The sequence below is a fragment of the Streptomyces sp. XD-27 genome, assembly GCF_030553055.1.
GTDB lineage: Bacteria > Actinomycetota > Actinomycetes > Streptomycetales > Streptomycetaceae > Streptomyces.
On record NZ_CP130713.1, the window covers coordinates 5,222,464 to 5,241,677 of the forward strand.

General features: G+C 70.7%; 21 protein-coding genes and 1 pseudogene. 14 read left to right on the forward strand and 8 right to left on the reverse strand.

The window, feature by feature from the left end; translation table 11 throughout:
- Positions 1 to 26: 26 nt before the first annotated feature.
- Positions 27 to 611, reverse strand: a pseudogene (locus Q3Y56_RS22670) (glutamate-cysteine ligase family protein); the annotation flags it as partial.
- Between the two features lie 180 nt (positions 612 to 791).
- On the opposite strand from Q3Y56_RS22670, the gene Q3Y56_RS22675 reads away from it, so the two are divergent.
- The 6 genes from Q3Y56_RS22675 to Q3Y56_RS22700 all read left to right on the forward strand — a co-directional run bounded on the left by Q3Y56_RS22675 (position 792) and on the right by Q3Y56_RS22700 (position 6,843).
- Positions 792 to 2,033, forward strand: coding sequence for a glycosyltransferase (locus Q3Y56_RS22675; protein ID WP_304463684.1), 1,242 nt, complete (start codon positions 792 to 794; stop codon positions 2,031 to 2,033).
- Between the two features lie 91 nt (positions 2,034 to 2,124).
- Complete coding sequence (helR, locus tag Q3Y56_RS22680) at positions 2,125 to 4,299, forward strand: RNA polymerase recycling motor ATPase HelR (RefSeq protein WP_304463685.1); 2,175 nt, start codon at positions 2,125 to 2,127, stop codon at positions 4,297 to 4,299.
- A gap of 101 nt (positions 4,300 to 4,400) precedes the next feature.
- Entirely contained in the window at positions 4,401 to 4,583 is a 183-nt protein-coding gene (locus Q3Y56_RS22685; RefSeq protein WP_304463686.1) for a ribbon-helix-helix domain-containing protein, read from the forward strand.
- A complete protein-coding gene (locus tag Q3Y56_RS22690; protein ID WP_304463687.1) occupies positions 4,573 to 4,941 on the forward strand; it encodes a VOC family protein in 369 nt (122 codons plus the stop codon). The genes Q3Y56_RS22685 and Q3Y56_RS22690 overlap by 11 nt, the downstream gene beginning before the upstream one ends.
- A gap of 56 nt (positions 4,942 to 4,997) precedes the next feature.
- Positions 4,998 to 5,867, forward strand: a complete 870-nt coding sequence (locus tag Q3Y56_RS22695) for a class I SAM-dependent methyltransferase (RefSeq protein ID WP_304463688.1) — start codon at positions 4,998 to 5,000, stop codon at positions 5,865 to 5,867.
- Positions 5,868 to 5,907: 40 nt separating this feature from the next.
- Positions 5,908 to 6,843, forward strand: coding sequence for a hypothetical protein (locus tag Q3Y56_RS22700; protein ID WP_304463689.1), 936 nt, complete (start codon positions 5,908 to 5,910; stop codon positions 6,841 to 6,843).
- Here the strand turns inward: Q3Y56_RS22700 and Q3Y56_RS22705 are convergent.
- Genes Q3Y56_RS22705 through Q3Y56_RS22715 form a run of 3 tightly spaced genes read right to left on the reverse strand, consistent with a single transcriptional unit; the run spans position 6,784 to position 8,868 of the window.
- The gene (locus Q3Y56_RS22705; RefSeq protein WP_304463690.1) at positions 6,784 to 7,215 is read right to left on the reverse strand and encodes an NUDIX hydrolase; all 432 of its coding nucleotides are present in this window, start codon (positions 7,213 to 7,215) and stop codon (positions 6,784 to 6,786) included. The two genes, Q3Y56_RS22700 and Q3Y56_RS22705, sit on opposite strands and share 60 nt — an antisense overlap.
- Entirely contained in the window at positions 7,212 to 7,484 is a 273-nt protein-coding gene (locus Q3Y56_RS22710) for a DUF6087 family protein (RefSeq protein WP_304463691.1), read from the reverse strand. The genes Q3Y56_RS22705 and Q3Y56_RS22710 overlap by 4 nt, the downstream gene beginning before the upstream one ends.
- Before the next feature lie 13 nt (positions 7,485 to 7,497).
- Positions 7,498 to 8,868, reverse strand: coding sequence for a Tat pathway signal protein (locus Q3Y56_RS22715; protein ID WP_304463692.1), 1,371 nt, complete (start codon positions 8,866 to 8,868; stop codon positions 7,498 to 7,500).
- A gap of 151 nt (positions 8,869 to 9,019) precedes the next feature.
- Here Q3Y56_RS22715 and Q3Y56_RS22720 point away from each other — a divergent pair, with 151 nt between their 5' ends.
- The 5 genes from Q3Y56_RS22720 to Q3Y56_RS22740 all read left to right on the forward strand — a co-directional run bounded on the left by Q3Y56_RS22720 (position 9,020) and on the right by Q3Y56_RS22740 (position 12,091).
- On the forward strand, positions 9,020 to 9,286 hold the full coding sequence (locus tag Q3Y56_RS22720; RefSeq protein ID WP_304463693.1) for a putative ATP-grasp-modified RiPP: 267 nt from the start codon (positions 9,020 to 9,022) through the stop codon (positions 9,284 to 9,286).
- A gap of 3 nt (positions 9,287 to 9,289) precedes the next feature.
- A complete protein-coding gene (gene tgmB / locus Q3Y56_RS22725; protein ID WP_304463694.1) occupies positions 9,290 to 10,270 on the forward strand; it encodes an ATP-grasp ribosomal peptide maturase in 981 nt (326 codons plus the stop codon).
- On the forward strand, positions 10,267 to 11,463 hold the full coding sequence (gene tgmC / locus Q3Y56_RS22730; protein ID WP_304463695.1) for an ATP-grasp peptide maturase system methyltransferase: 1,197 nt from the start codon (positions 10,267 to 10,269) through the stop codon (positions 11,461 to 11,463). The genes tgmB and tgmC overlap by 4 nt, the downstream gene beginning before the upstream one ends.
- A gap of 197 nt (positions 11,464 to 11,660) precedes the next feature.
- A complete protein-coding gene (locus Q3Y56_RS22735; protein WP_304463696.1) occupies positions 11,661 to 11,894 on the forward strand; it encodes a hypothetical protein in 234 nt (77 codons plus the stop codon).
- On the forward strand, positions 11,891 to 12,091 hold the full coding sequence (locus tag Q3Y56_RS22740) for a hypothetical protein (protein WP_304463697.1): 201 nt from the start codon (positions 11,891 to 11,893) through the stop codon (positions 12,089 to 12,091). Before Q3Y56_RS22735 ends, Q3Y56_RS22740 begins: the two co-directional genes overlap by 4 nt.
- Positions 12,092 to 12,128: 37 nt before the next feature.
- Here the strand turns inward: Q3Y56_RS22740 and Q3Y56_RS22745 are convergent, their stop codons facing one another.
- The gene (locus Q3Y56_RS22745; RefSeq protein WP_304463698.1) at positions 12,129 to 13,076 is read right to left on the reverse strand and encodes a LysR family transcriptional regulator; all 948 of its coding nucleotides are present in this window, start codon (positions 13,074 to 13,076) and stop codon (positions 12,129 to 12,131) included.
- Positions 13,077 to 13,291: 215 nt separating this feature from the next.
- Here Q3Y56_RS22745 and Q3Y56_RS22750 point away from each other — a divergent pair, with 215 nt between their 5' ends.
- Positions 13,292 to 13,519 carry a hypothetical protein gene (locus Q3Y56_RS22750; RefSeq protein ID WP_304463699.1) on the forward strand — a complete coding sequence of 76 codons (228 nt, stop codon included), beginning with the start codon at positions 13,292 to 13,294 and terminating at the stop codon, positions 13,517 to 13,519.
- A 108-nt stretch (positions 13,520 to 13,627) separates the two neighbouring features.
- Here the strand turns inward: Q3Y56_RS22750 and Q3Y56_RS22755 are convergent, their stop codons facing one another.
- The 3 genes from Q3Y56_RS22755 to Q3Y56_RS22765 all read right to left on the reverse strand — a co-directional run bounded on the left by Q3Y56_RS22755 (position 13,628) and on the right by Q3Y56_RS22765 (position 17,627).
- Complete coding sequence (locus tag Q3Y56_RS22755; protein WP_304463700.1) at positions 13,628 to 14,803, reverse strand: serine hydrolase; 1,176 nt, start codon at positions 14,801 to 14,803, stop codon at positions 13,628 to 13,630.
- Between the two features lie 344 nt (positions 14,804 to 15,147).
- Complete coding sequence (locus tag Q3Y56_RS22760) at positions 15,148 to 15,714, reverse strand: GNAT family N-acetyltransferase (protein ID WP_304463701.1); 567 nt, start codon at positions 15,712 to 15,714, stop codon at positions 15,148 to 15,150.
- Positions 15,715 to 15,950: 236 nt separating this feature from the next.
- On the reverse strand, positions 15,951 to 17,627 hold the full coding sequence (locus Q3Y56_RS22765; protein WP_304463702.1) for a fumarate hydratase: 1,677 nt from the start codon (positions 17,625 to 17,627) through the stop codon (positions 15,951 to 15,953).
- A 266-nt stretch (positions 17,628 to 17,893) separates the two neighbouring features.
- Here Q3Y56_RS22765 and Q3Y56_RS22770 point away from each other — a divergent pair, with 266 nt between their 5' ends.
- Both Q3Y56_RS22770 and Q3Y56_RS22775 read left to right on the forward strand, forming a co-directional pair.
- On the forward strand, positions 17,894 to 18,586 hold the full coding sequence (locus Q3Y56_RS22770; protein ID WP_304463703.1) for a DUF1707 domain-containing protein: 693 nt from the start codon (positions 17,894 to 17,896) through the stop codon (positions 18,584 to 18,586).
- 177 nt (positions 18,587 to 18,763) lie between these two features.
- Positions 18,764 to 19,120 carry a WhiB family transcriptional regulator gene (locus tag Q3Y56_RS22775; protein WP_304463704.1) on the forward strand — a complete coding sequence of 119 codons (357 nt, stop codon included), beginning with the start codon at positions 18,764 to 18,766 and terminating at the stop codon, positions 19,118 to 19,120.
- Positions 19,121 to 19,214 lie beyond the last annotated feature (94 nt).

Genomic DNA, 19,214 nt, shown 5'->3' on the forward strand with positions numbered 1-19,214 from the left:
CTGCGGCCCCCGCTGCCCGGCTCGCCGATGCGGGCGAAGAACTCCCGCATGACCGCCCCGCGGACCTTCGGCACCCAGGGGGCGGTCTCGACCCGGTCGAAGGGGAGCAGGGCGCCGGGCATCAGCGCGAGCCCGAAGCGGCCCGCGAGCTCCGCCAGCCGCTCCAGCATGCCGTGCATGTCGTCCACGGCCGCGGCCAGCCCGTCGACCGGGACGGACGAGTACTCCAGCTGGCCGCCGTGCTCCAGCGTGATCTGCGCCCCGTTCGCCAGCTCCACACCGGTCAGCAGCCCGGCGTCGTACAGGCGTTCCCCGCCCCACTCGGCGAGCACCGCCTCCAGAACGGCCTTGACCCCGTTCCTCCCCTCGTACGGGGCGGCGAGCCCGGTCTCCGGATCGACCACGCCGCTCTCGATCTCCAGCCCGATCCGCTCGGAGCCGGTCACCGACGGGGTGAACAGGGACCTGAGGTCATCGCGCCGCAGCCGGGCGCCATTCACGGTCTTGTCAGCCATGTGTACGCCCCTCGCGACGTCGTCGCCCACCAGCCTGACGCGGTGCGCCGCCGCGGGCCACTTGGCGGCACCCGTTGGGAGGCATCGGGGAGGCATCGACGAGAACCGGGCGGAAAAGGCCCGACAAAAAGCAAAGGCAAGGAGGTCACCCACTCCTTGCCACTCTCAACTTATAGCGCACCGGGGGCTTGCGGCAAGGCCCCGGGCATGCCGCAGAATCTCCGGCCTAAGCCATCTCCGGCCTGAGCCGGAATCGCGAAAAACGGGGGTTGCACAGTGCGTGTGGTGTTGTCGACGTATGGGTCGCGCGGGGACGTCCAGCCGATGGCGGGGCTCGCGGTGCGGTTGCGGGACCTCGGCGCGGAGGTGCGGGTGTGCGCGCCGGCGGACGAGGAGTTCGCGGAGCTGCTGGCAGGTGTCGGCGTGGAGCTGGTGCCCTTCGGCCCGTCGGCGCGCGCGCTCATGAAGGCGGCGCCGCAACTGTCCGCGGCGGACCTGCCCCGGCGCGCGGCCGAGCTGATCGCCGGACTGCTGGACGTGGTCGTCCCGGCGGCGCAGGGGTGCGACGTGGTCGTGGCGACCGGTGCGACGCCGGCCGCGGCCGGCGCGCGGACGGTGGCCGAGAAGCTGGGCGTCCCGTCCGTGTCCGTGACCTTCCAACAGCTCACCCTGCCGTCGCCGCGGCGACGGCCGCTGGAGTATCCGGGCCGGCCGTTGCCGGCGGACGTGACCGACAATCGGGTGCTGTGGGACCTGGACGCCCGGACCATCAACGCCCTGTTCGGCGAGGCGCTCAACGCCAACCGGGCGTCGATCGGCCTGCCCCCGGTGGACGACGTCCGCGCCCACGTCCTCGGCGACCGGCCGTGGCTGGCCACGGACCCGGTCCTGGACCCGTGGCAGGGGACGGCGGAGCTCGACGTCGTGCAGACCGGCGCGTGGATCCTGCCGGACGAACGCCCGCTGCCGGCAGAGCTGGTGGCGTTCCTGGACGCAGGTGAGCCGCCGGTGTACGTGGGCTTCGGCAGCATGCCCCTGCACGCCTCGCCGGATGCCGCCCGGGCGGCCGTCGACGCCGTGCGCGCGCAGGGCCGCCGCGTACTCGTCGCCCGCGGCTGGGCCGACCTGGCCCTGATCGACGACCACGACGACTGCTTCGCCGTCGGCGAGGTCAACCAGCAGGCACTGTTCGGCCGGGTGGCCGCCGTCGTGCACCACGGCGGCGCGGGCACCACGACGACGGCCGCCCGGGCCGGTGCGCCCCAGGTGGTGGTGCCCCAGGTGGCGGACCAGCCGTACTGGGCGGGCCGGGTGGCCGACCTGGGCATCGGCGCGGCACACGACGGGCCGACGCCGACCTTCGCGTCCCTGTCGGCCGCGCTCAAAACGGCCCTGACCCCCGAGACCCGCGCGCGAGCGGCCGCCGTGGCGGACACGGTTCGCAGCGACGGGGCGACGGTGGCCGCGAGGCTGCTGCTCGACGCGATCAGCGGAGAAAGGCCGCCGGCCTCCGCGTGAACCACGCGGGATCACCGACACCACGCAGGATCACCGACCACCACCTGCCGCGCGCCATGGTCGCAAGCGACCTCACATCGGAGCTGATGACGTGACCCCCCTGACCACCAGCGTGTTCGACCTTCCCGACCACCTTTCCCCCAAGGCCGACCCGACGCTGATCGCCGGCGACGAGCGGCACTTCGCGGCCATCGCGGAGAGCCTTGAGCAGACGATCGCCGATGTGTCCGCCCAACTCGACGCCGAGCGCAGGGCGCCCGGTGGCACGGGCCGGCAGGCGATGGACCGGGATGTGGAGATCCACCGGCTGACCGCTCGCCTGCGCGCACTGCGGCGCTTCGGCCTGGACCTGTGCCTCGGGCACATGGTCAGCGCGGACGACCCCGAGCCCGTGTACGTCGGACGACTCGGCCTCACCGACAGCGCGGGCCGTCGGCTGCTGATCGACTGGCGCTCCCCGGCGGCCGAGCCGTTCTTCGGAGCCACCCACGCCAACCCGATGGGTCTGGCGAGCCGCCGCAGGTACCGCTGGACCCGCGGCCGGATCAGCGACTACTGGGACGAGGTGTTCACCTCGGACGGGTTCGCCGGGCACGCCGCGCTCGACGACCAGTCCGCCTTCATCGCCAGCCTGGGCGGCAACCGGTCGGAACGGATGCGAGACGTGCTCGGCACCATCCAGGCCGACCAGGACGCCATCATCCGCGCGGGTTCCCGCGGCGCTCTCGTCGTCGACGGCGGTCCGGGCACGGGGAAGACCGTCGTCGCCCTGCACCGCTCCGCCTACCTCCTCTACTCCGACCCTCGCCTCGGTCACCGCCGGGGCGGCGTGCTGTTCGTCGGTCCCCACCGGCCCTACCTGTCCTACGTCGCCGACGTCCTGCCCAGCCTCGGAGAGGAGGGCGTGCAGACCTGCACCCTGCGGGACCTCGTTGCCGAGGGAGCCGCGGCGGCGATCGAGACCGACCCGGACGTGGCCCGCCTGAAGTCGTCCGCGAACCTGGTGAAGGCGATCGAGACGGCCGTCAGGTTCTACGAGGAGCCGCCCACCGAGGGGATGACGGTCACGACCGACTGGTCCGACATCCGGCTGAGCGCCGACGACTGGGCCGAGGCGTTCGACGCAGCGGAACCAGGTACTCCGCACAACGAGGCGCGCGAGCAGATCTGGGAGGCACTGGTCGCGATCCTGATGGACAAGCACGACGGCGATGACGTATCGCCCGACCTCTTCCGCAGATCGCTGCTGCACGACGAGGAGCTGACCACGACCCTCAACCGCGCGTGGCCGCTGCTCGAAGCGGCCGACCTCGTCGGAGACCTGTGGTCGGTACCCGCCTACCTGCGGATGTGCGCCCCCTGGCTCAGCCCCGACGAGGTGCGCAAGCTCCAGCGCAAGGAAGTCCCCCAGGCCTGGACGGTGTCCGACCTGCCGCTCCTGGACGCGGCGCGGCAGCGGCTCGGCGACCCGGAGGCGGCCCGGCGCAAGCGCCGGCACAAGGCCGTCCTCGCCGCCCAGCGCGAGCGCATGGCGCAGGTCGTCGACAACCTGATCGAGGCCGCGGCCGACTCCGGCGCCGACGGTGACGACGGCGAAGGCCTGGTGACGATGCTGCGCGGCCAGGACGCCCAGGTCAGCCTGGTCGACGAGTCCGAACTGGCCACCGTCGAACCCGACCTGCTCGCGGGCCCGTTCGCGCACATCGTCGTCGACGAGGCCCAGGAACTCACCGACGCGGAGTGGCAGATGCTGCTGCTCCGCTGCCCGTCCCGGAGCTTCACCATCGTCGGGGACCGCGCCCAGGCCAGGCACGGGTTCACGGAGTCGTGGCGGGAACGGCTGGAGCGGGTCGGGCTCGACCGGATCAACCTGGCCTCCCTGAGCATCAACTACCGGACGCCGGAAGAGATCATGGCGAAGGCCGAGCCGGTCATCCGAGCCGTGCTTCCCGACGCCAACGTGCCGACCTCCATCCGCAGCGGCGGCGTCCCCGTCGTCCACGGATCCACTGCGGATCTGACCTCGATCCTCGACACCTGGCTCGCCGCCCACGCCGACGGGACCGCCTGCGTCATCGGCGACCCCACGTTCCGGCCGACGTCCCGCGTCCGGTCGCTGTCCCCGGAGCTGTCGAAGGGGCTGGAGTTCGACCTGGTCGTCCTCGTCGACCCGGAGGCGTTCGGCGAGGGGATCGAAGGAGCGGTCGACCGCTATGTCGCGATGACCCGGGCCACTCAGCGACTCGTCATTCTCACGAGCTCCTGACGACGGCCTGACGTAGCCCCAACTGACGTAGCCCTACTGACGTAGAGCCTGCCGACCGAGCTCCTACCGAAGTAGGTACCTAGGGTGCTAGCATCCTAATCATGGCCGCCGAGAGACAGGTAAAGCAGTTCAACGTCTACCTGCCCGTCGACCTCGTCCGCGAGGTCAAGCATCACGCTGTCGACACTGAGCGGTCACTCTCCGCGATCGTCGAGATGGCCCTGACCGAGTACCTCCAGCGCGTCGCAACCGCTGGGAAGGAAGGCATGCAGCATGACGACTGACGGCATCGAGGGTTTCCTCGTCGAGACCCGCAACTACGGTGCGACCGCCGCGTTCTGGAAGTCGCTCGGCTTCGAGAGCGTGCTGGAGACCGACCACGGCTCCGGACGCTGGTCCCATCCTGCCGGCGGGCCCTACGTGTTCATCGTCGAGCAGCACGAACGCGAGCTCGCCACCCACCCCGTGCTCAAGGTGGCCGACGCCGAGGCCTTCGCGCCCGCCCGCGCACCGGAGTTCGCCCAGCCGTTCACGCCGACGCACTGGGGTGTCCGGCAGGCGCTGGTCCACGACCCCGACGGGCGGATCGTCGCTCTCGAGGCCCCACTCCACGACGGCAACGACAGCAGCGACGGCACATGACGGAAACGACGGCAATGACGGCAACGAGCGCAACGACGTTACGGAAGGACACCGCCATGGCTGAGGGACAGCTCCTCTCCGACCAGCACGAACCCGACCACACCGCTGTGCGCGTCGCCCTGTGGCGCGCCCTTCACGTCCAGGCCGACGCCCCGCCCCACGTACTCGACGACGAGATCGGGCTGAAGCTCGCCGACCCCGGGCAGAACTGGCGTGAGCGCGGCGACATGACCATGCCGGGCATCAGCGGCGTCCGCGCCTCCATGGCCGCCCGCGCCCGCTTCATCGAGGACCTGGTCGCCGAACGCGCCGACGCCGGGGCGGCGCAGTACGTCATCCTCGGCGCGGGCCTGGACACCTTCGCCCAGCGGCGCCCCGAACTCGCCTCCCGCCTCAGCGTTTTCGAGGTCGACCAGCCGGGCACGCAGGCGTGGAAGCGGCAGCGCCTGGCCGAACTCGGCTACGACATCCCGTCCTGGCTGACCCTGGTGCCCGTCGACTTCGAGGGCGGCGACTCCTGGTGGGAGCGGCTGACCGCCGCCGGATTCGATCCGCACAAGCCCACGGTGGTCGCGTCGACCGGCGTCAGCATGTACCTCACACACGAAGCCAACACCGCGACGCTGCGCCAGGCCGCCGCGCTCGCACCCGGCTCCGTGTTCGCCACGACGTTCCTGCTGCCGCTCGACATGCTCGACCCGGACGAGCGGCGGGTCCAGGAGTTCTCGATGCGCAACGCCGCCGCGTCGGGCACCCCGTTCATCAGCCTGTACGCGCCTGACGAGATGCGGCAGGCAGCCCTGGAGGCGGGGTTCACGAAGGCCGCGCACATATCCCCCGACGACCTGGCCGCTCGGTACTTCGCCGATCGCCACGACGGCCTGCGCCCGCCCAGGGCCGAACAGTTCCTCGTCGCCGAGCTGTAGCCGCCCGACGACGACCCGCGCTCTCTGCCATGGTGGGCGGGTGTTCACCTGCGACTTCTTCACCGTCCACCGGCTGGAGCCGCACGCGCTCGCCGCCGCGCTGGCCACCGTCCTGAACGTGCCGGTCGAGTCGGTGGACGTGGCCGACAAGTACGACGACGTCCGGGACGACCGCGACTGGGACGCCCCTGTCCTGTGCGACTACCACGTCCTGCCCGACGGCGACCTGGCCGTCGTCCTCGACGTCTCCGTACAGGGATCAGTCGCCTCCGACCTCACGGAGCAGACCCTCTGCGACCGGCTCGCGGCGGCGTCGGGGACCACGGTCGTCTATCCGGCCGAGTGGTTCCCACCGAGCGCGTACTGGGCGGCCACACCCGAGGGCCTGGTGACGCGGTGCCGTGTCGACGCGTCGGACGACGAGGAACCGTCGTACGTGGTCGACGCGGTAGAGCAGCCGGTGCCGCACCTGCTGAAGGCCCGGGTGGAACCGCTGCCCGAGGGCCGCCGCGAGCGCCGGAACGCCGCGCAGGGCCTGGCAGGCACCACCCCGGCCAGGCTGCTCGGCCTGTACCACTGTCCCCTGGACGGCGACGGGACAGCGGCGGCGTCGCTGGAGGCGGTGGAGATCGTGCCGGGCGACGCCGATACCGACGCCGACTCCGTCGTGTTCACCTCGTGGACCGACTGGACGCTGCGCGTCGGGCCCGGCACCTGGCCCAAGGTGCCGTACTGGTGCCACCCGCCCGCCCGGTGGCAGTACCGGGACCTGCTGCCGAGCATCGGCTCGCAGGCCGAGCCCGGCGCCTGCCTGGCGGTGGAGGAGCTCACCGACGAGGTGGGCGAGGCACACGGGGCGGTCCTACGGTTCGCGCGGGGCTCGCTGGCGATCACCGTCGGCGAAGCCGTCACCGTGTCATGGACCGAGGATTCGCAGGCCGTCGGCGGCGGCGGGGGACAGCATCGTGTCCCGTAGCCCGGCACGGGACAGCCACGCCACGGCTGAGGTGCTCTCGTCGGCGGCGGTGACGGTCGGGGTGCCGGGCGCGAGGTCGACGGCGTAGAACAGCGCCACGAGGTGCGTGCTGACGCCGAGGCGGTGCGCGGTGTACGACCTCGCGTCGAGCAGCCGGGCGCTGAGGAGTCCCAGCCCGGTCTCCTCACGCAACTCCCGCGCCAGGGCCTCCACGGGCTGCTCACCGGGGTCGATCCCCCCACCGGGCAGATGCCAGAGCCCCGGCTCGAACACGGGGGAGGAGTCCGCAAGCCGGGTGAGCAGGACCCGGTCCTCGTCGGTGGCGAGCGCGTACGCGGAGACGCGGGTCTGGGTGCGGGTGCGGACGCTCATGGAGCCACCTCGTTGAGCCACTTCCGCGCCTCGGCGAGGTTGCCGGCGGTGCCGACAACCCGGTACGCGAAGCCGTCCCACTCCTCCAGGACCCGCGGCTCATCCGGCCGGAGATGGCTGGCGCCACGATGCACAGTCTGGTGACGCCGGTACTGGTCCATCGGCGGACGTCGCCGCTTGCCGTATGCGGCGAGCGGGTCGTCGGCGTCGACGCGGGGAATGGCGCGCGACGGCTGGTTCGGTGGCTCAGGACGCGAGTGTTTGCCCATGCGCTCGATCGTGTCACGCCGCGATCGCCGTCGGGCGGGCGGCGGCAAGTTCCCACGCCCTGCCCTGTACGTCCTTCACTGCGGAGGTCTCGTACGGACGTGCAGCCGCCAGCAGCGTGTTGAGCCGGGATGCGACGAGCGTCGAGTCGACGCGACCCGCTTCGTCAAGCGCTCGCTGGGCCGCGGCCGCGCCCCGCTCCGGCTCGCCCTCGTCGAACAGTGCGGCGGCAAGCCCGAGGCGGTCCATCACCTGCACGCGGTCGTACCCGTGCTTGCGGAGCCGCAGCGCGTCCTCGAAGTGCATGCTGGCGGATCGGCGACCGCTGTCGAGCCCTGTCAGGTCTCGGGCGGAGACCGCTCGGGCGCCGGCGTGCTCGGCGGCGTCGAAGTAGCTCACCCACTCGGGGACATCGTCGCCGAGTCCGTCCGCCAGCACCTCGTCGGCGGTGCCGAGATGCGTCTCTGCCTGGCGCGGGTCGCCGAGGGCCGCGTGTACCCGTCCGGTCTGCGACGCGACCAGCGCCCGTGTCGCGGGCATTGTGGCCTTCTTGGCGGCGACGCCGAGGAGCCCGAGGGCATCCCGGGGGCGCCCAAGGTAGATCATCTGGTGGGACATCCGGGTGACGATCTCCACGCCGCGGTCGAGCTGCCCGGCCTCCCCGGCTGCGTACGTGCCGTAGCTCCAGTACCGCTGTGCGGCGGGGTACCGGCCGCAGTCGTGGCTGACCCATCCGGCCAGTGCCGCCAGGTCGGCGGTCGCCGCGAACACGCGCGTGCGGAGGCTCCCGGGGACGCCGTCCTGAATGCGGCGGGCAACCTCGGCGAGCTGGGCGACGATCGCCGCTCGATACAGGCCGCCGCCCTTGGATGCGTCGGCTTTGGTGAAGAAGCCCGTGACTTCCTCCAGGGCGGTGACGGTGTCAGCGTCGAAGCCCTTGCGCCCGTTGTTGAGGGCGCGGGCGGTGCCGCCGAGCATCCGCTCGGCAGCGAGGATGAGCGGGGCGCCAACAGCAAGTTTGAGGGCATCGCGGCGGTTCACGAACAGATCCATCTGCGTCCATCCGGCCAGGGCCTGAGCGGCTGCCTCTGTCAGTAAGGGGAGCTGAATGCCATCCAGGAACAGACCATTGCTCGTCAAGCCGAGATCACCGGGAGTGAGCGGCTGGCCGACTGCCTCGGAAAGGACCTCTGCGAGCAGAGCAGGCACCGGCGGGCGTGGCCGCTCGCCCTCGATCCATCGCCTGACGCGGGTCGTGTCCGGCGTGATCTGCTTGTGGCCTTGAGCTTTGCCCGCCACGGCGATGCGCCGGGCGATCTCCCCGTGGGACAGCCCCGTCACCGCGATCCACAGCGCTAGGTGCGGATTGCCGGATCCACTGGCCATTGCTGTCTCATCCTCCCCGCCATCGGTTGCGGAGCGTGGCATTTCCGCCACGGTTCGCGACCTCTACGGTACTGGTCAAGGCCCTTGCGGGGGACCGATTCTTCCTCAGGAGGGAGCTGACCGGCTTCCTTTCATCGAGAGGGGTGAAAGCATGGTGACTCCGACCGCTCAGGCACCGTGGGCGATGCGGCTGGTGACCAACCGGCTGCCAGCCAGCCCGCCGTCGTACGCCCAGGTGGTGTTGGACGGGCCGACGCAGACTGCCTGCTACACCGACGCCGTCGGGCAGCCCGTTGAGATGGGCCAGCACGGCACGTCCAAGACGACCGGCACCGCGTCTGTCTCCGGGGGCAGCGACGGGCAGAGCCCGCAGTCGCAGACGCAGGACGACAACACCACCGACTACGAGTCGGACTGACCGATGGCCTCCACCGTCCTCGTCGTCACCGCGTTGGAAGACCTCACCGCGGACTGGGTCATCGCCGCGCTGAACGAGCGTGAGGTGCCTGTCGTGCGCGCAGACCCGGCCGACATCGGGCCGGGCCTGACCTTCGCCGCCCGCATCGACGCGGGCTCGCCCGCCTGGGGCGGGCAACTGCGGACGGCGAGCCGGGAGGTGGAGGTGGGAGAGTTGGCGGCGGTCTACTACCGCCGCCCGACCCCGTACGCCGCCGCGTTCGAGCACTTGCCTCAGCAACAGCGGGACTTCGCGGCCGCCGAGGCGAGGCACGGGCTCGGCGGCGTCCTGAACAACCTGCACGCCGCGCTGTACGTAAACCACCCGGCTGCCGTCACCCGGGCCGACTTCAAGCCCGCCCAGCTTCAGCGGTTCGTCGAACTCGGTCTTCAGATTCCGCCAACACTGGTCACCAACGACGTAGAAGCAGCCCGGAAGTTCGCCGCCGAGCACGAGCACGTGATCTACAAGACGTTCCGGGGACTGCCGCGGTGCGAGGACGGGCACACCGGAGCGATCTGGGCCCAGCGTGTGGACCCCTGCACTTTCAACGACGCGCTCGCGGTGACCGCGCACCTGTTCCAAGCTGAGATCCCCAAGACCGGCGACGTACGTGTAACCGTGGTCGGCCGCCGTGTCTTCGCCCAGCAGATTGCCGCCCCGGACGGCGCGCTCGACTGGCGCCGGGGCGACTGGGACGACCTCATTCACGCCCCGATCGCCGTCCCCACCCCGGTCGAGAACGCGCTGCACCGCTACTTGGCCTCGTTCGGCCTGGTCTTCGGCTGCTTCGACTTCGCCCTCATCGGCGACGGAGAGGCCCCTGATGACTGGTGGGCGATCGAGTGCAATCCGAATGGACAGTGGGGCTGGCTCCCGGACGCCCCGGCCATCACCGAGGCATTCGCCGACATCCTGAGCATGGAAGGAGGTGGCAGGCCATGACGCCCGCCGACCTTGAGTCAGATGCCGCGCGGCTGCGCGAGACGATGACGAGGTCCCTCGCTGAGGCCGGTGTCCTCGCCGATCCGGCCTGGCGGCAGGCAGTGGAGCAGGTGCCGCGTCACCGGTTCGTTCCCGGCTTCTACCTACCAGCAGACGAGCGCGACGCCCATGGCCTGACGGTGTGGGAGCCGGTCACTGCCGAGCTCGACCACGGCCGGTGGCTGGCTGCCGCCTACTCCGACACCACGATCATCACGCAGTTCGACGGCGATGAACCCAACTGGAAGCAGCCCGCCGTACGACACGGCGGGGCGCCCACCTCGTCGTCCACGCTGCCGTCTTTGATCGTACGGATGTGGGCGGACGCGGACGTGCGCGAAGGGCACACGGTGCTGGAGATCGGCACAGGGACGGGCTACTCGACCGCGCTCGCCTGCGAACGGCTCGGCTCCGTCGGCGTCACCTCCATCGAGGTGGACCCGCACCGGATGGAAACAGCCGCAAGCTCGCTGTACGCCTGCGGCTACACCCCGACCCTGGCAGTGGCGGACGGGCTGTACGGGTACTGGCCCGAAGCAAAGTTCGACCGGACCGTGGCAGCTTGCTCCTTCCGAGCAGTTCCTCCAGCCCTGATCGACCAGACCCAGCCGGGTGGGAAGATCCTGCTCACCCTGTCGGGCTGGCTCTACGGGTACGCCCGTGTTCTGCTCACCGTGGCTGAGGACGGCACCGCCGAGGGCCCGCTGCTCCCCGGCACGGTCTCCTTCATGTCCGCGCGCAGCCATGCGGCGCCGGCGTTCGGCAATCCCGTCCACTGGGCCGCATGCCTGCCCGAGAGGTCGCGTACGGCCCGGCACAGCCCCGAACGGATCACCTCCGCGACCGAGGACGCGTTCCACTTGCGGTTCCTCGCCCAATGCGCTGTCCCAGACACACAGATGACAGAAGTCGGCGACGTTGTGCACCTGGTCGACGTGGTCACTGGCTCTGCCGCGACTCTCACCCCAGGTGACAGCGGATGGGTGGTGCGCGAGGGGGGCTCGGTAGAGCTCTGGGATCGCATCGAGCGCGTCTTGGACGCCTACGACGCGGCTGACCGTCCGGGACCGGAGACCTTCATCCTGCGTGTGGACGAAGACGGGCAGTACCTGCGGCACCCGCAGATGGCCGGATTGCCCCTGCCGAGGCCCTGACGTGGCCCGCCCTGCTCGGACTCCTGGCCCCTGATGGGCCGGGCACCCTTTCGATCGTGGCCCGCGCCCCTGCTGAGAGTGGCGCCCCCGCGACTGTCCCTGATGAGGGACACATGGCAACTCAAGAGACCCCGGCGGCCGATGCGACCGGCCCCGGGGCGTGGCCACCAGCTGAATCACCAAGGAGCTGATGACGCATGGACACTATCGCCCGCTGCCTCGCCAGCGTAAGCCGGTTCCTCGCCTTCCGCCCCGTGGGGCGGCACCGCGCCGCCCGGACGGGCGTCGCCCACACCTGCCCAGGTCCCCGCGTCATCCTCGTATGGCCGTGGGACCCGCCCCAGCACCCCACGCCTCGCCACCGCCGCAACCATGTCCCACCCATTGACGGCGACACCCTCGCCCTGGTGCGTCCGTACGTGGCCCGGTGAGCGACATGGACCTGGAAGCACAAGAGCCACGCGAGCGGCTGCTCACCCTGCGCGTCGACCGGGTCTCCAGCGACGGCCGGGTGACCGAGAAGCGCCCGCCGGTGGAGTTCAGGCCCGGCGACTACCTGCCCGCCCTGATGTCCCACGTGTACCCGCCCTGTGCGTGTCCCCGCTGTCCCCGTCACCGGGACCAGTAGCGGCGGCCCCCTGGTCCCACCGGCTCAAGACGTGCAGTCAGGCGGCGTTCCACCAGCGCCTGTTCGACTTCCGGAGGGTCTCCGGGTCCGTCGTTCGCGCGTGGGCGCGCAGCAGGCGGAGGAGTGAGCCGAAGGCGGGGGTGACGGGGCGGGCGGCGGGCCAGGCGAGCACCGCCGTGCACGGGGGCAGGTCGGTGACGGGGACGAAGCGGACGCCGGGCCGGGGCATGAGGGCGAGGGTGCTTTCGGTGATGAAGCGGGTGCCGTGCCCCAGGCTGGCCAGGGAGACGCAGTCCTCCAGGGTGGTCGCCATGTGGTCGGTGTACCGCACAGGGGTGCCGTCGGGGCGCGGGTCCGCGGCCCAGAACTCGCGGTATTCCCGCCGCACGTGGGGCGAGAAGCCGATGACGGGCAGGTCGGCCAGGTCGGCGAGGGTCACCGACTCCCTCTCCGCCAGCGGATGGGTGCCGGGAATGCAGGCGAACCGCGGTTCGGTGCCCAGCCGCAGCGTCGCGAAGTCCGCGGGCATGGGCCCGTAGCAGATGACCGCGTCGAGCTCGCCGTCCAGTGGCGCCGTCACCTGCTCGACGTTGTCGACGGCGCGCCACTCGACCTCCGGGCCCGAGTGGCGCGCGCGCAGGTCGTCGAGGAGTATCCGCAGGGCGGGAAGCGCGGTGATGTAGGAACCGAGTACCACTCGGTCAGAAGGCGTGCGTGTCGCCGCCGCGGCGGCGACACGCAGGTCGTCGGCGGCGTCCACCACGGCACGTACGTGGGTCAGCAGCGCCTGACCGGCCGCCGTCAGCTCGACCCGCCGCGTGGACCGGTCCACGAGGGGCACGCCCAGGTGCTCCTCAAGGGCGCGGATCTGCCGGCTGAACGCGGGCTGGCTGATGAACAGCCGTTTCGCCGCGCGGCCGAAGTGCAGCTCCTCCGCCAGCACGAGCAGCAGACGCAGCTGATGCGTGCTCGGATCGGTCGCCATGGTGCCCCCTGTCCGGACGGCCGGTCAGCCGCCCAACCCCCATGCAGGTGAGGGTATCAATCGCTTTTCTCACCGCATCAATGAGATCTTCCCTATTCCCCCGCGCCCCCGCCAGGATGAATTGCGGCGCTCAGGGATTGGGCGCGCTGAACAGACTTCAATCGATTTTCTGGCAGGGGGCAATTGTGTCTCGAATCAAAAGGAATGTCGCCGCTGTGGGGCTGACCACGGCGCTGCTGTCCGGCGTGGGGGGCGCGGCAGCAGGCGCCGCGAACGCCGCGCCTGCCTCGCAGTCGCGGGCGACGGTCGTCCCGGCGAGCTGGCACCACGTACACACGTACACGACTCAGAGCAAGTGCGTCACGGAAGGTCATGCCGCCGACGTGCCGTGGAACTGCAAGCCGAACAATCACGGCGGCTGGCGGCTGTACCTCTACTACTAAGCGCTGGATTCCGAAATCCGACCCGGGTGTTGTGGGGAGTCGGACCGCCACGGCCCGCACCGGGTGGTGCGGGCCGTGGCGGGGGCGTTTTCCTGGCCTGCCGCAGTGTCAGCGGGCAGGCGTTTCGCAGTACTCGGCGTTCAGGACGGGGAGGCCGGTCTCCACTCCCCAGTTGCTGTTGTAGTTGAAGGCGAGTTGGTGGCGGCCGTCCTCAGTGGTGGAGGCCAGAGTGACCGACCCCATTGCGCCTCCGTCGTGGTACCACACGGTGGTGCCGCAGCTGAGCGTGAACCGTTCGATGCCGAGCCCGTAGGACGAGCCCGGGAAATCGGGGTTGTCGACGGTGGTCTTCATCGCCTTCAACTGCCGCGGCGGCAGCAGCTTCCCGCGCATCAGGGCCCTGTAGAAGCGGTTCAGATCGTCTGCGCTGGAGATGATGTCGCCGTCGCCCCAGCCCTGTGACCCGTTCATCTCGGTGACGTCGTCGATGCGGTCCGGTGCCGACAGGAACAGTTTGGCGTAGCCGCGGCTGCTCGGCTGGGGCAGGCGGACGCTGGTGCCGGGGTTGGACGTCGCCTTGAGCCCCAGGGGCTTGATGATGCGGTCGCGGACCTCCTTCTCGTACGGCTTGCCACCGATCTTCTCGACGATCAGCGCGGCCAGGATGTCGTTGGTGTGGGAGAACGCGTGCCTGGCACCGGGCTTGAACAGCGGCTCGTGGGACAGGGCCACCTTCACGCGCTTCTCGGGCGTCACGGTGTCGTACCGGTGCTGGAGGTAGCCGTCGCCCAGGAAGTACGTCTCGACGTACTCCTTGTCGGCGAGGTAGTCGAACAGGCCGCTGGTGTGGTTCAGAAGCTGCCGTACGGTGATCTGGCTGCCGTCGTTGCCGTTGCCCGTCACCACGCCGGGCAGATGGCGCTCCACGGTGTCGTCGAGACTGAGTCTCTTCTCCGCCTCCATCTGGAGGAGAACGGTCGCCACGAAGGTGTTGGTGATGCTGCCGACGCGGAACCGGTCGTTCTTGCCGCGCGGCGCACCCGTCTTCAGGTCGCCCACGCCCGATGCCGACTTCCAGACACCCTTGGCGTCGCGTGCCTGGGCGGTGACGCCGGGGACACCGGCCTTCACGGCCGCGTCGATCGCGGCCTGCGTCGCCTGGTGGTCGACCGCCTTGGAAGCCGTGTCCCGCGACGCCTGGGCGGGCCCCGTGAAGGCGGTGGCCGCCATCGCGAACGCCGCCAAACCGACCACGCCGGCCTTTGAGCTCTTCCGTATCGTCATTCCCCGCTCCTGGAAGTCGTCTGCACTTGGCTGAATCCGTACTCGTGCGGTTCGTCGGCGGCAGCGTATGGCACCAGTGGTGCGTGTGGGGCTTTTGTGCAGCAAGACCGCGGACGATGACGGGTCGTCACGCTTGCCGCCGCCGGGGCGCGCCGGTGCCCACAGGGACAGCAGAAGCAGCCACCGCGGGCTGAGTTGCGACGAGTTGGGACGACCAAGGCCAGTGACCGGTACGCCGGGTCGGCGGCGCGCCACCGCAGACCTTCTTGATGTCCTGTCCGACGGGACTTGCGGGTCTCGGCGCCGGGACCCTGGACGCCGCTGAACATAAGCGGCAACTCGGCTTATTTCACAGGCGACTTGAGCCAGTCGTCCCGGTCCAGGACGTACTCCACCTCTCCGTGCTCGGAGCCGTCGATCGCCTCCGGCCAGTCCTGGAAGTACGTCCGCAGATACCTCAGGCCCGCCTTCTCCATCACGCGCCGCGACCCGGCGTTGACCGCCATGGTGTTCGCGGTCACGCGCCGTACGCCCAGCTCCGTGAAGCCCTTGCGGATCAGGGCGCGGGAGCCTTCCGTGGCGTAGCCGCGGCCCCACGCGGCCTTGTGGAGCCGGTAGCCGAGTTCGACCACCTCGCCGCCGCGGTCGTCCACCGGCCGGAACTCGAACCACCCCAGCCATGCCCCCGTACTCCGCTCCTCGGCGGCCCAGAAACCGGGTTCGCCGGTGCGGGGGTGGACGTGGAGCAACCGCGGCAGCGACCGGGTGCTCAGGGTCTCGCGGGGGACCGGGCGGCCGCCGTTGAGGTAGCGCATGACGTCGGGGTCGTTGTCGAGGCCGACGAGCAGCTCCAGGTCGTCCTCGGTGAACCGGCGCAGCCGCAGCCGCGCGGTCTCAAGGAAGGTGCGCATCGGCCGATCGTCGCGGGCGGGGGAATGCGCGGCCAGTGAATATCGGCGGCGGTCTGCCCGACCAGCGATGATCGGGCGGCGGTCTGCCCGGCCGGCGATGATCGGCGGTGGTCTGCCTGGTCGGCGTTTATCGGGCGGGTGCCGCGGCCTGCCTGCGGGAACGGGTCCCGGAGGCCGCGGCACGAGGCCGCGGCACCGCGGGGCGCGCCCGCGCCTCACGGCGCGGGCGCGCGGACTCAGCTGCCCTGGCGGACCGGGATGTTCGTGACGAACGGCTGGGACGGGCCCGGGTCGGTGAAGAAGTCGTCGCCCTTGTCGTCCACCACGATGAACGCCGGGAAGTCCTCCACCTCGATCTTCCAGACCGCCTCCATGCCCAGCTCCTCGTACTCGAGGACCTCGACCTTCTTGATGCAGTCCTGGGCCAGGCGGGCCGCCGGGCCGCCGATCGAACCGAGGTAGAAGCCGCCGTGCGCGGCGCACGCGTCCGTCACCTGCTTGCTCCGGTTGCCCTTGGCGAGCATGACCTTGGAGCCGCCCGCGGCCTGGAACTGCTCGACGTAGGAGTCCATGCGGCCGGCCGTCGTCGGGCCGAAGGAGCCGGAGGCGAAGCCCTCGGGGGTCTTGGCCGGGCCCGCGTAATAGACCGGGTGGTTCCGCAGGTACTCCGGCATCTCCTCGCCCGCGTCCAGCCGCTCCTTGATCTTCGCGTGTGCGATGTCGCGGGCGACGACGAGCGTGCCGGTGAGGGAGAGGCGGGTCTTGACCGGGTGCTTGGTCAGCTCCGCGAGGATGTCGTCCATCGGCTGGTTGAGGTCGATGCCGACGGCGTCCAGGTCGGGACCCGCGCCCTTGGTCAGCTCCTCGTCCGTGGTCTCCGGCAGGAAGCGCGCCGGGTCGGTCTCCAACTGCTCCAGGAAGACGCCCTCGGCGGTGATCTTCGCGACGGCCTGGCGGTCGGCGGAGCAGGAGACGGCGATGGCGACCGGGCAGGACGCGCCGTGCCGCGGCAGGCGGACCACGCGCACGTCGTGGCAGAAGTACTTGCCGCCGAACTGCGCGCCGATGCCGATCTTCTGCGTCAGCTCGAAGACCTTCTCCTCCAGCTCCTTGTCGCGGAAGCCGTGGCCGAGCGGGGAGCCCTCCTCCGGCAGCTCGTCCAGGTAGTGCGCGGAGGCGTACTTGGCCGTCTTGAGCGCGTACTCGGCGGACGTGCCGCCGACGACGATCGCCAGGTGGTACGGCGGGCAGGCGGCCGTGCCCAGGGAGCGGATCTTCTCCTCCAGGAACTTCATCATGCTCGCCTCGTTGAGCACGGCCTTCGTCTCCTGGAAGAGGAAGGACTTGTTGGCCGAACCGCCGCCCTTGGCCATGAACAGGAACTTGTAGGCGCCGCCGTCGGTCGCGTACAGCTCGATCTGCGCGGGCAGGTTCGAGCCGGTGTTCTTCTCGTCCCACATGGTCAGCGGCGCCATCTGCGAGTAGCGCAGGTTCAGCTCGGTGTACGCGTCGTAGATGCCGCGGGAGAGGGCTTCCTCGTCGCCGCCCGCGGTGAGGACGTTCTGGCCGCGCTTGCCCATCACGATCGCGGTGCCCGTGTCCTGGCACATCGGCAGCACGCCCGCCGCCGCGATGTTCGCGTTCTTGAGCAGGTCGAGGGCGACGAACTTGTCGTTGGCGGAGGCCTCGGGGTCCTCGATGATCTTGCGGAGCTGGGCGAGGTGCGCGGGCCGCAGGTAGTGCGAGATGTCGTGCATCGCCTCGGCCGCCAGCTTCCGCAGCGCCTCCGGCTCCACCTTGAGGAAGGTGCGCCCGTCGGCCTCGAAGGTGCTCACGCCCTCGGAGGTCACCAGGCGGTACGGCGTGGTGTCCTCACCCAGAGGCAGCAGATCCGTATAGGCAAACTCTGGCATTGCGGCCATTCCCTTACTCGGCAGACGGCTACGCGGCTGGCGTCTTCGACAGCGCGTCCACCAGCGTAGAGCGCGGTGGCCGGGCCGTACTTGTGAGGTAAGGCTCAGTTCGCGGCCTCGGCCTCGGCGTCGGCGTCGGTGTCGGTGTCGGCTCGCGGCGCTGGCGTCGGCTCCGCCATCGACTCCGGCTCAGCCATCGACTCCGGCTCCGCCATCGACCGCCTTCCGCCCTATCGCGATCTATCGCGTTTCGCTACGCTGACCGCGTGGACGAGCAGAAGCCGGCACCTTTCACGAAGTCCCTGAGCGAGCCCGTCGCGGAGGTCGACCTCCGCGCCTCCGACGCCGACCGCGACCGCATCGCCGACATCCTCCGCGAGGCGCTCGCCGAGGGGCGGATCGACCCGGAGGAGCACGCCGAGCGGATCGACGCGGTCTACCGCGCCAGGACCCGCGGCGAACTGGAGCCCCTGATACGGGACTTGCCCGCGGCGGCGGTGGTGGCGTCGTCGGCCGGCTCCGGCCCGGGCTCCGGCGTCTCCGTCGGGTACGACACCGCCCAGTCGTCGTCCGGCCCCGCGCGTACCGGTCCTGCCTCGGAGAGCCTCGTGGCGGTGTTCGGCGGCTCGGTACGGCAGGGCCGCTGGCGGGTCAGGCCCCGGACGAACGCCTTCGCGTTGTTCGGTGGCGTCGAGATCGACCTGACCCAGGCGATATTCGAACAGCAGGAGATCGTCGTCAACGCCACCGCGGTCTTCGGCGGGGTGGAGATCAAGGTCCCGGAGAACGTCACGGTGCGCGGTGGGGGCACCGGGATCTTCGGCGGCTTCGACGCGGCGTCGGGCGAGGCCGAGGACCCGGCGGCACCGGTGATCGTCATCACCGGCTTCGCCCTGTTCGGGGGCGTGCAGGTGTATCGGATACGCGGCAAGCGCCTGAAAAACCTCCGGGCCGGGTGACAGCGCTCTTGCGTCCCGGCGGAACGCGCCGTAAGGCCGAGGCCACGGTGTGCATAAGCACACGCACAGCGGGTAAGGCTTGGTGCATCGTCTCTGTACGGCTGATGGGGGTGTCAAGGGGCCGTACCTCATGAGGCGGGCAAGGGTGTCCACCGGAGCCGTCGTCAGGAGTAGACCGTGCTGCAACCGCATCAGCCCCTGCAGGACGCCGCATCGCCCCCGCAGCGCATCTCCGCTCGGGACCAGGCCGGCCCCTGGCATTCAGAGGCGGTGTGCCGCCGGGACGAGGCCGGGCTGTTCTTCGCCCCGTCCAAGGAGCCCACGGCGGCGCGGCTGGCGCGGGAAGAGGCCGCGAAGCGGGTCTGCGCCCGCTGCCCGGTGATGATCGAGTGCCGTGAGCACGCGCTGCTCCAGCCCGAGCCGTACGGGGTGTGGGGCGGGCTGACCGCGGCCGAGCGCCGCGTGGTGCTGGCCCGCCGCCGACGCCGCGAGGCGGAGCTCCAGCGCTCGGTACGGGTCGCCGCGGCGGGCTGACCGCCGCGGGGCGGCGCGGCGCGGGACGGCGTGGCCCGCGGGCGGGTCGCGCGGGGCGGTGTGGTCGCGCGGGTTGCGCGGGTGCGGTGACCTC

What these genes read in the sequence shown, in the direction of transcription:
- Q3Y56_RS22710 (WP_304463691.1), bottom strand. Translation starts at nt 7,484, where the DNA reads ATGGGCAAACACTCGCGTCCTGAGCCACCGAACCAGCCGTCGCGCGCC.
- tgmB (WP_304463694.1), top strand. Translation starts at nt 9,290, where the DNA reads ATGGCCTCCACCGTCCTCGTCGTCACCGCGTTGGAAGACCTCACCGCG.
- Q3Y56_RS22755 (WP_304463700.1), bottom strand. Translation starts at nt 14,803, where the DNA reads ATGACGATACGGAAGAGCTCAAAGGCCGGCGTGGTCGGTTTGGCGGCG.
- Q3Y56_RS22720 (WP_304463693.1), top strand. Translation starts at nt 9,020, where the DNA reads ATGGTGACTCCGACCGCTCAGGCACCGTGGGCGATGCGGCTGGTGACC.
- Q3Y56_RS22745 (WP_304463698.1), bottom strand. Translation starts at nt 13,076, where the DNA reads ATGGCGACCGATCCGAGCACGCATCAGCTGCGTCTGCTGCTCGTGCTG.
- Q3Y56_RS22690 (WP_304463687.1), top strand. Translation starts at nt 4,573, where the DNA reads ATGACGACTGACGGCATCGAGGGTTTCCTCGTCGAGACCCGCAACTAC.
- Q3Y56_RS22765 (WP_304463702.1), bottom strand. Translation starts at nt 17,627, where the DNA reads ATGCCAGAGTTTGCCTATACGGATCTGCTGCCTCTGGGTGAGGACACC.
- Q3Y56_RS22685 (WP_304463686.1), top strand. Translation starts at nt 4,401, where the DNA reads ATGGCCGCCGAGAGACAGGTAAAGCAGTTCAACGTCTACCTGCCCGTC.
- Q3Y56_RS22715 (WP_304463692.1), bottom strand. Translation starts at nt 8,868, where the DNA reads ATGGCCAGTGGATCCGGCAATCCGCACCTAGCGCTGTGGATCGCGGTG.
- Q3Y56_RS22705 (WP_304463690.1), bottom strand. Translation starts at nt 7,215, where the DNA reads ATGAGCGTCCGCACCCGCACCCAGACCCGCGTCTCCGCGTACGCGCTC.
- tgmC (WP_304463695.1), top strand. Translation starts at nt 10,267, where the DNA reads ATGACGCCCGCCGACCTTGAGTCAGATGCCGCGCGGCTGCGCGAGACG.
- Q3Y56_RS22760 (WP_304463701.1), bottom strand. Translation starts at nt 15,714, where the DNA reads ATGCGCACCTTCCTTGAGACCGCGCGGCTGCGGCTGCGCCGGTTCACC.
- Q3Y56_RS22735 (WP_304463696.1), top strand. Translation starts at nt 11,661, where the DNA reads ATGGACACTATCGCCCGCTGCCTCGCCAGCGTAAGCCGGTTCCTCGCC.
- Q3Y56_RS22695 (WP_304463688.1), top strand. Translation starts at nt 4,998, where the DNA reads ATGGCTGAGGGACAGCTCCTCTCCGACCAGCACGAACCCGACCACACC.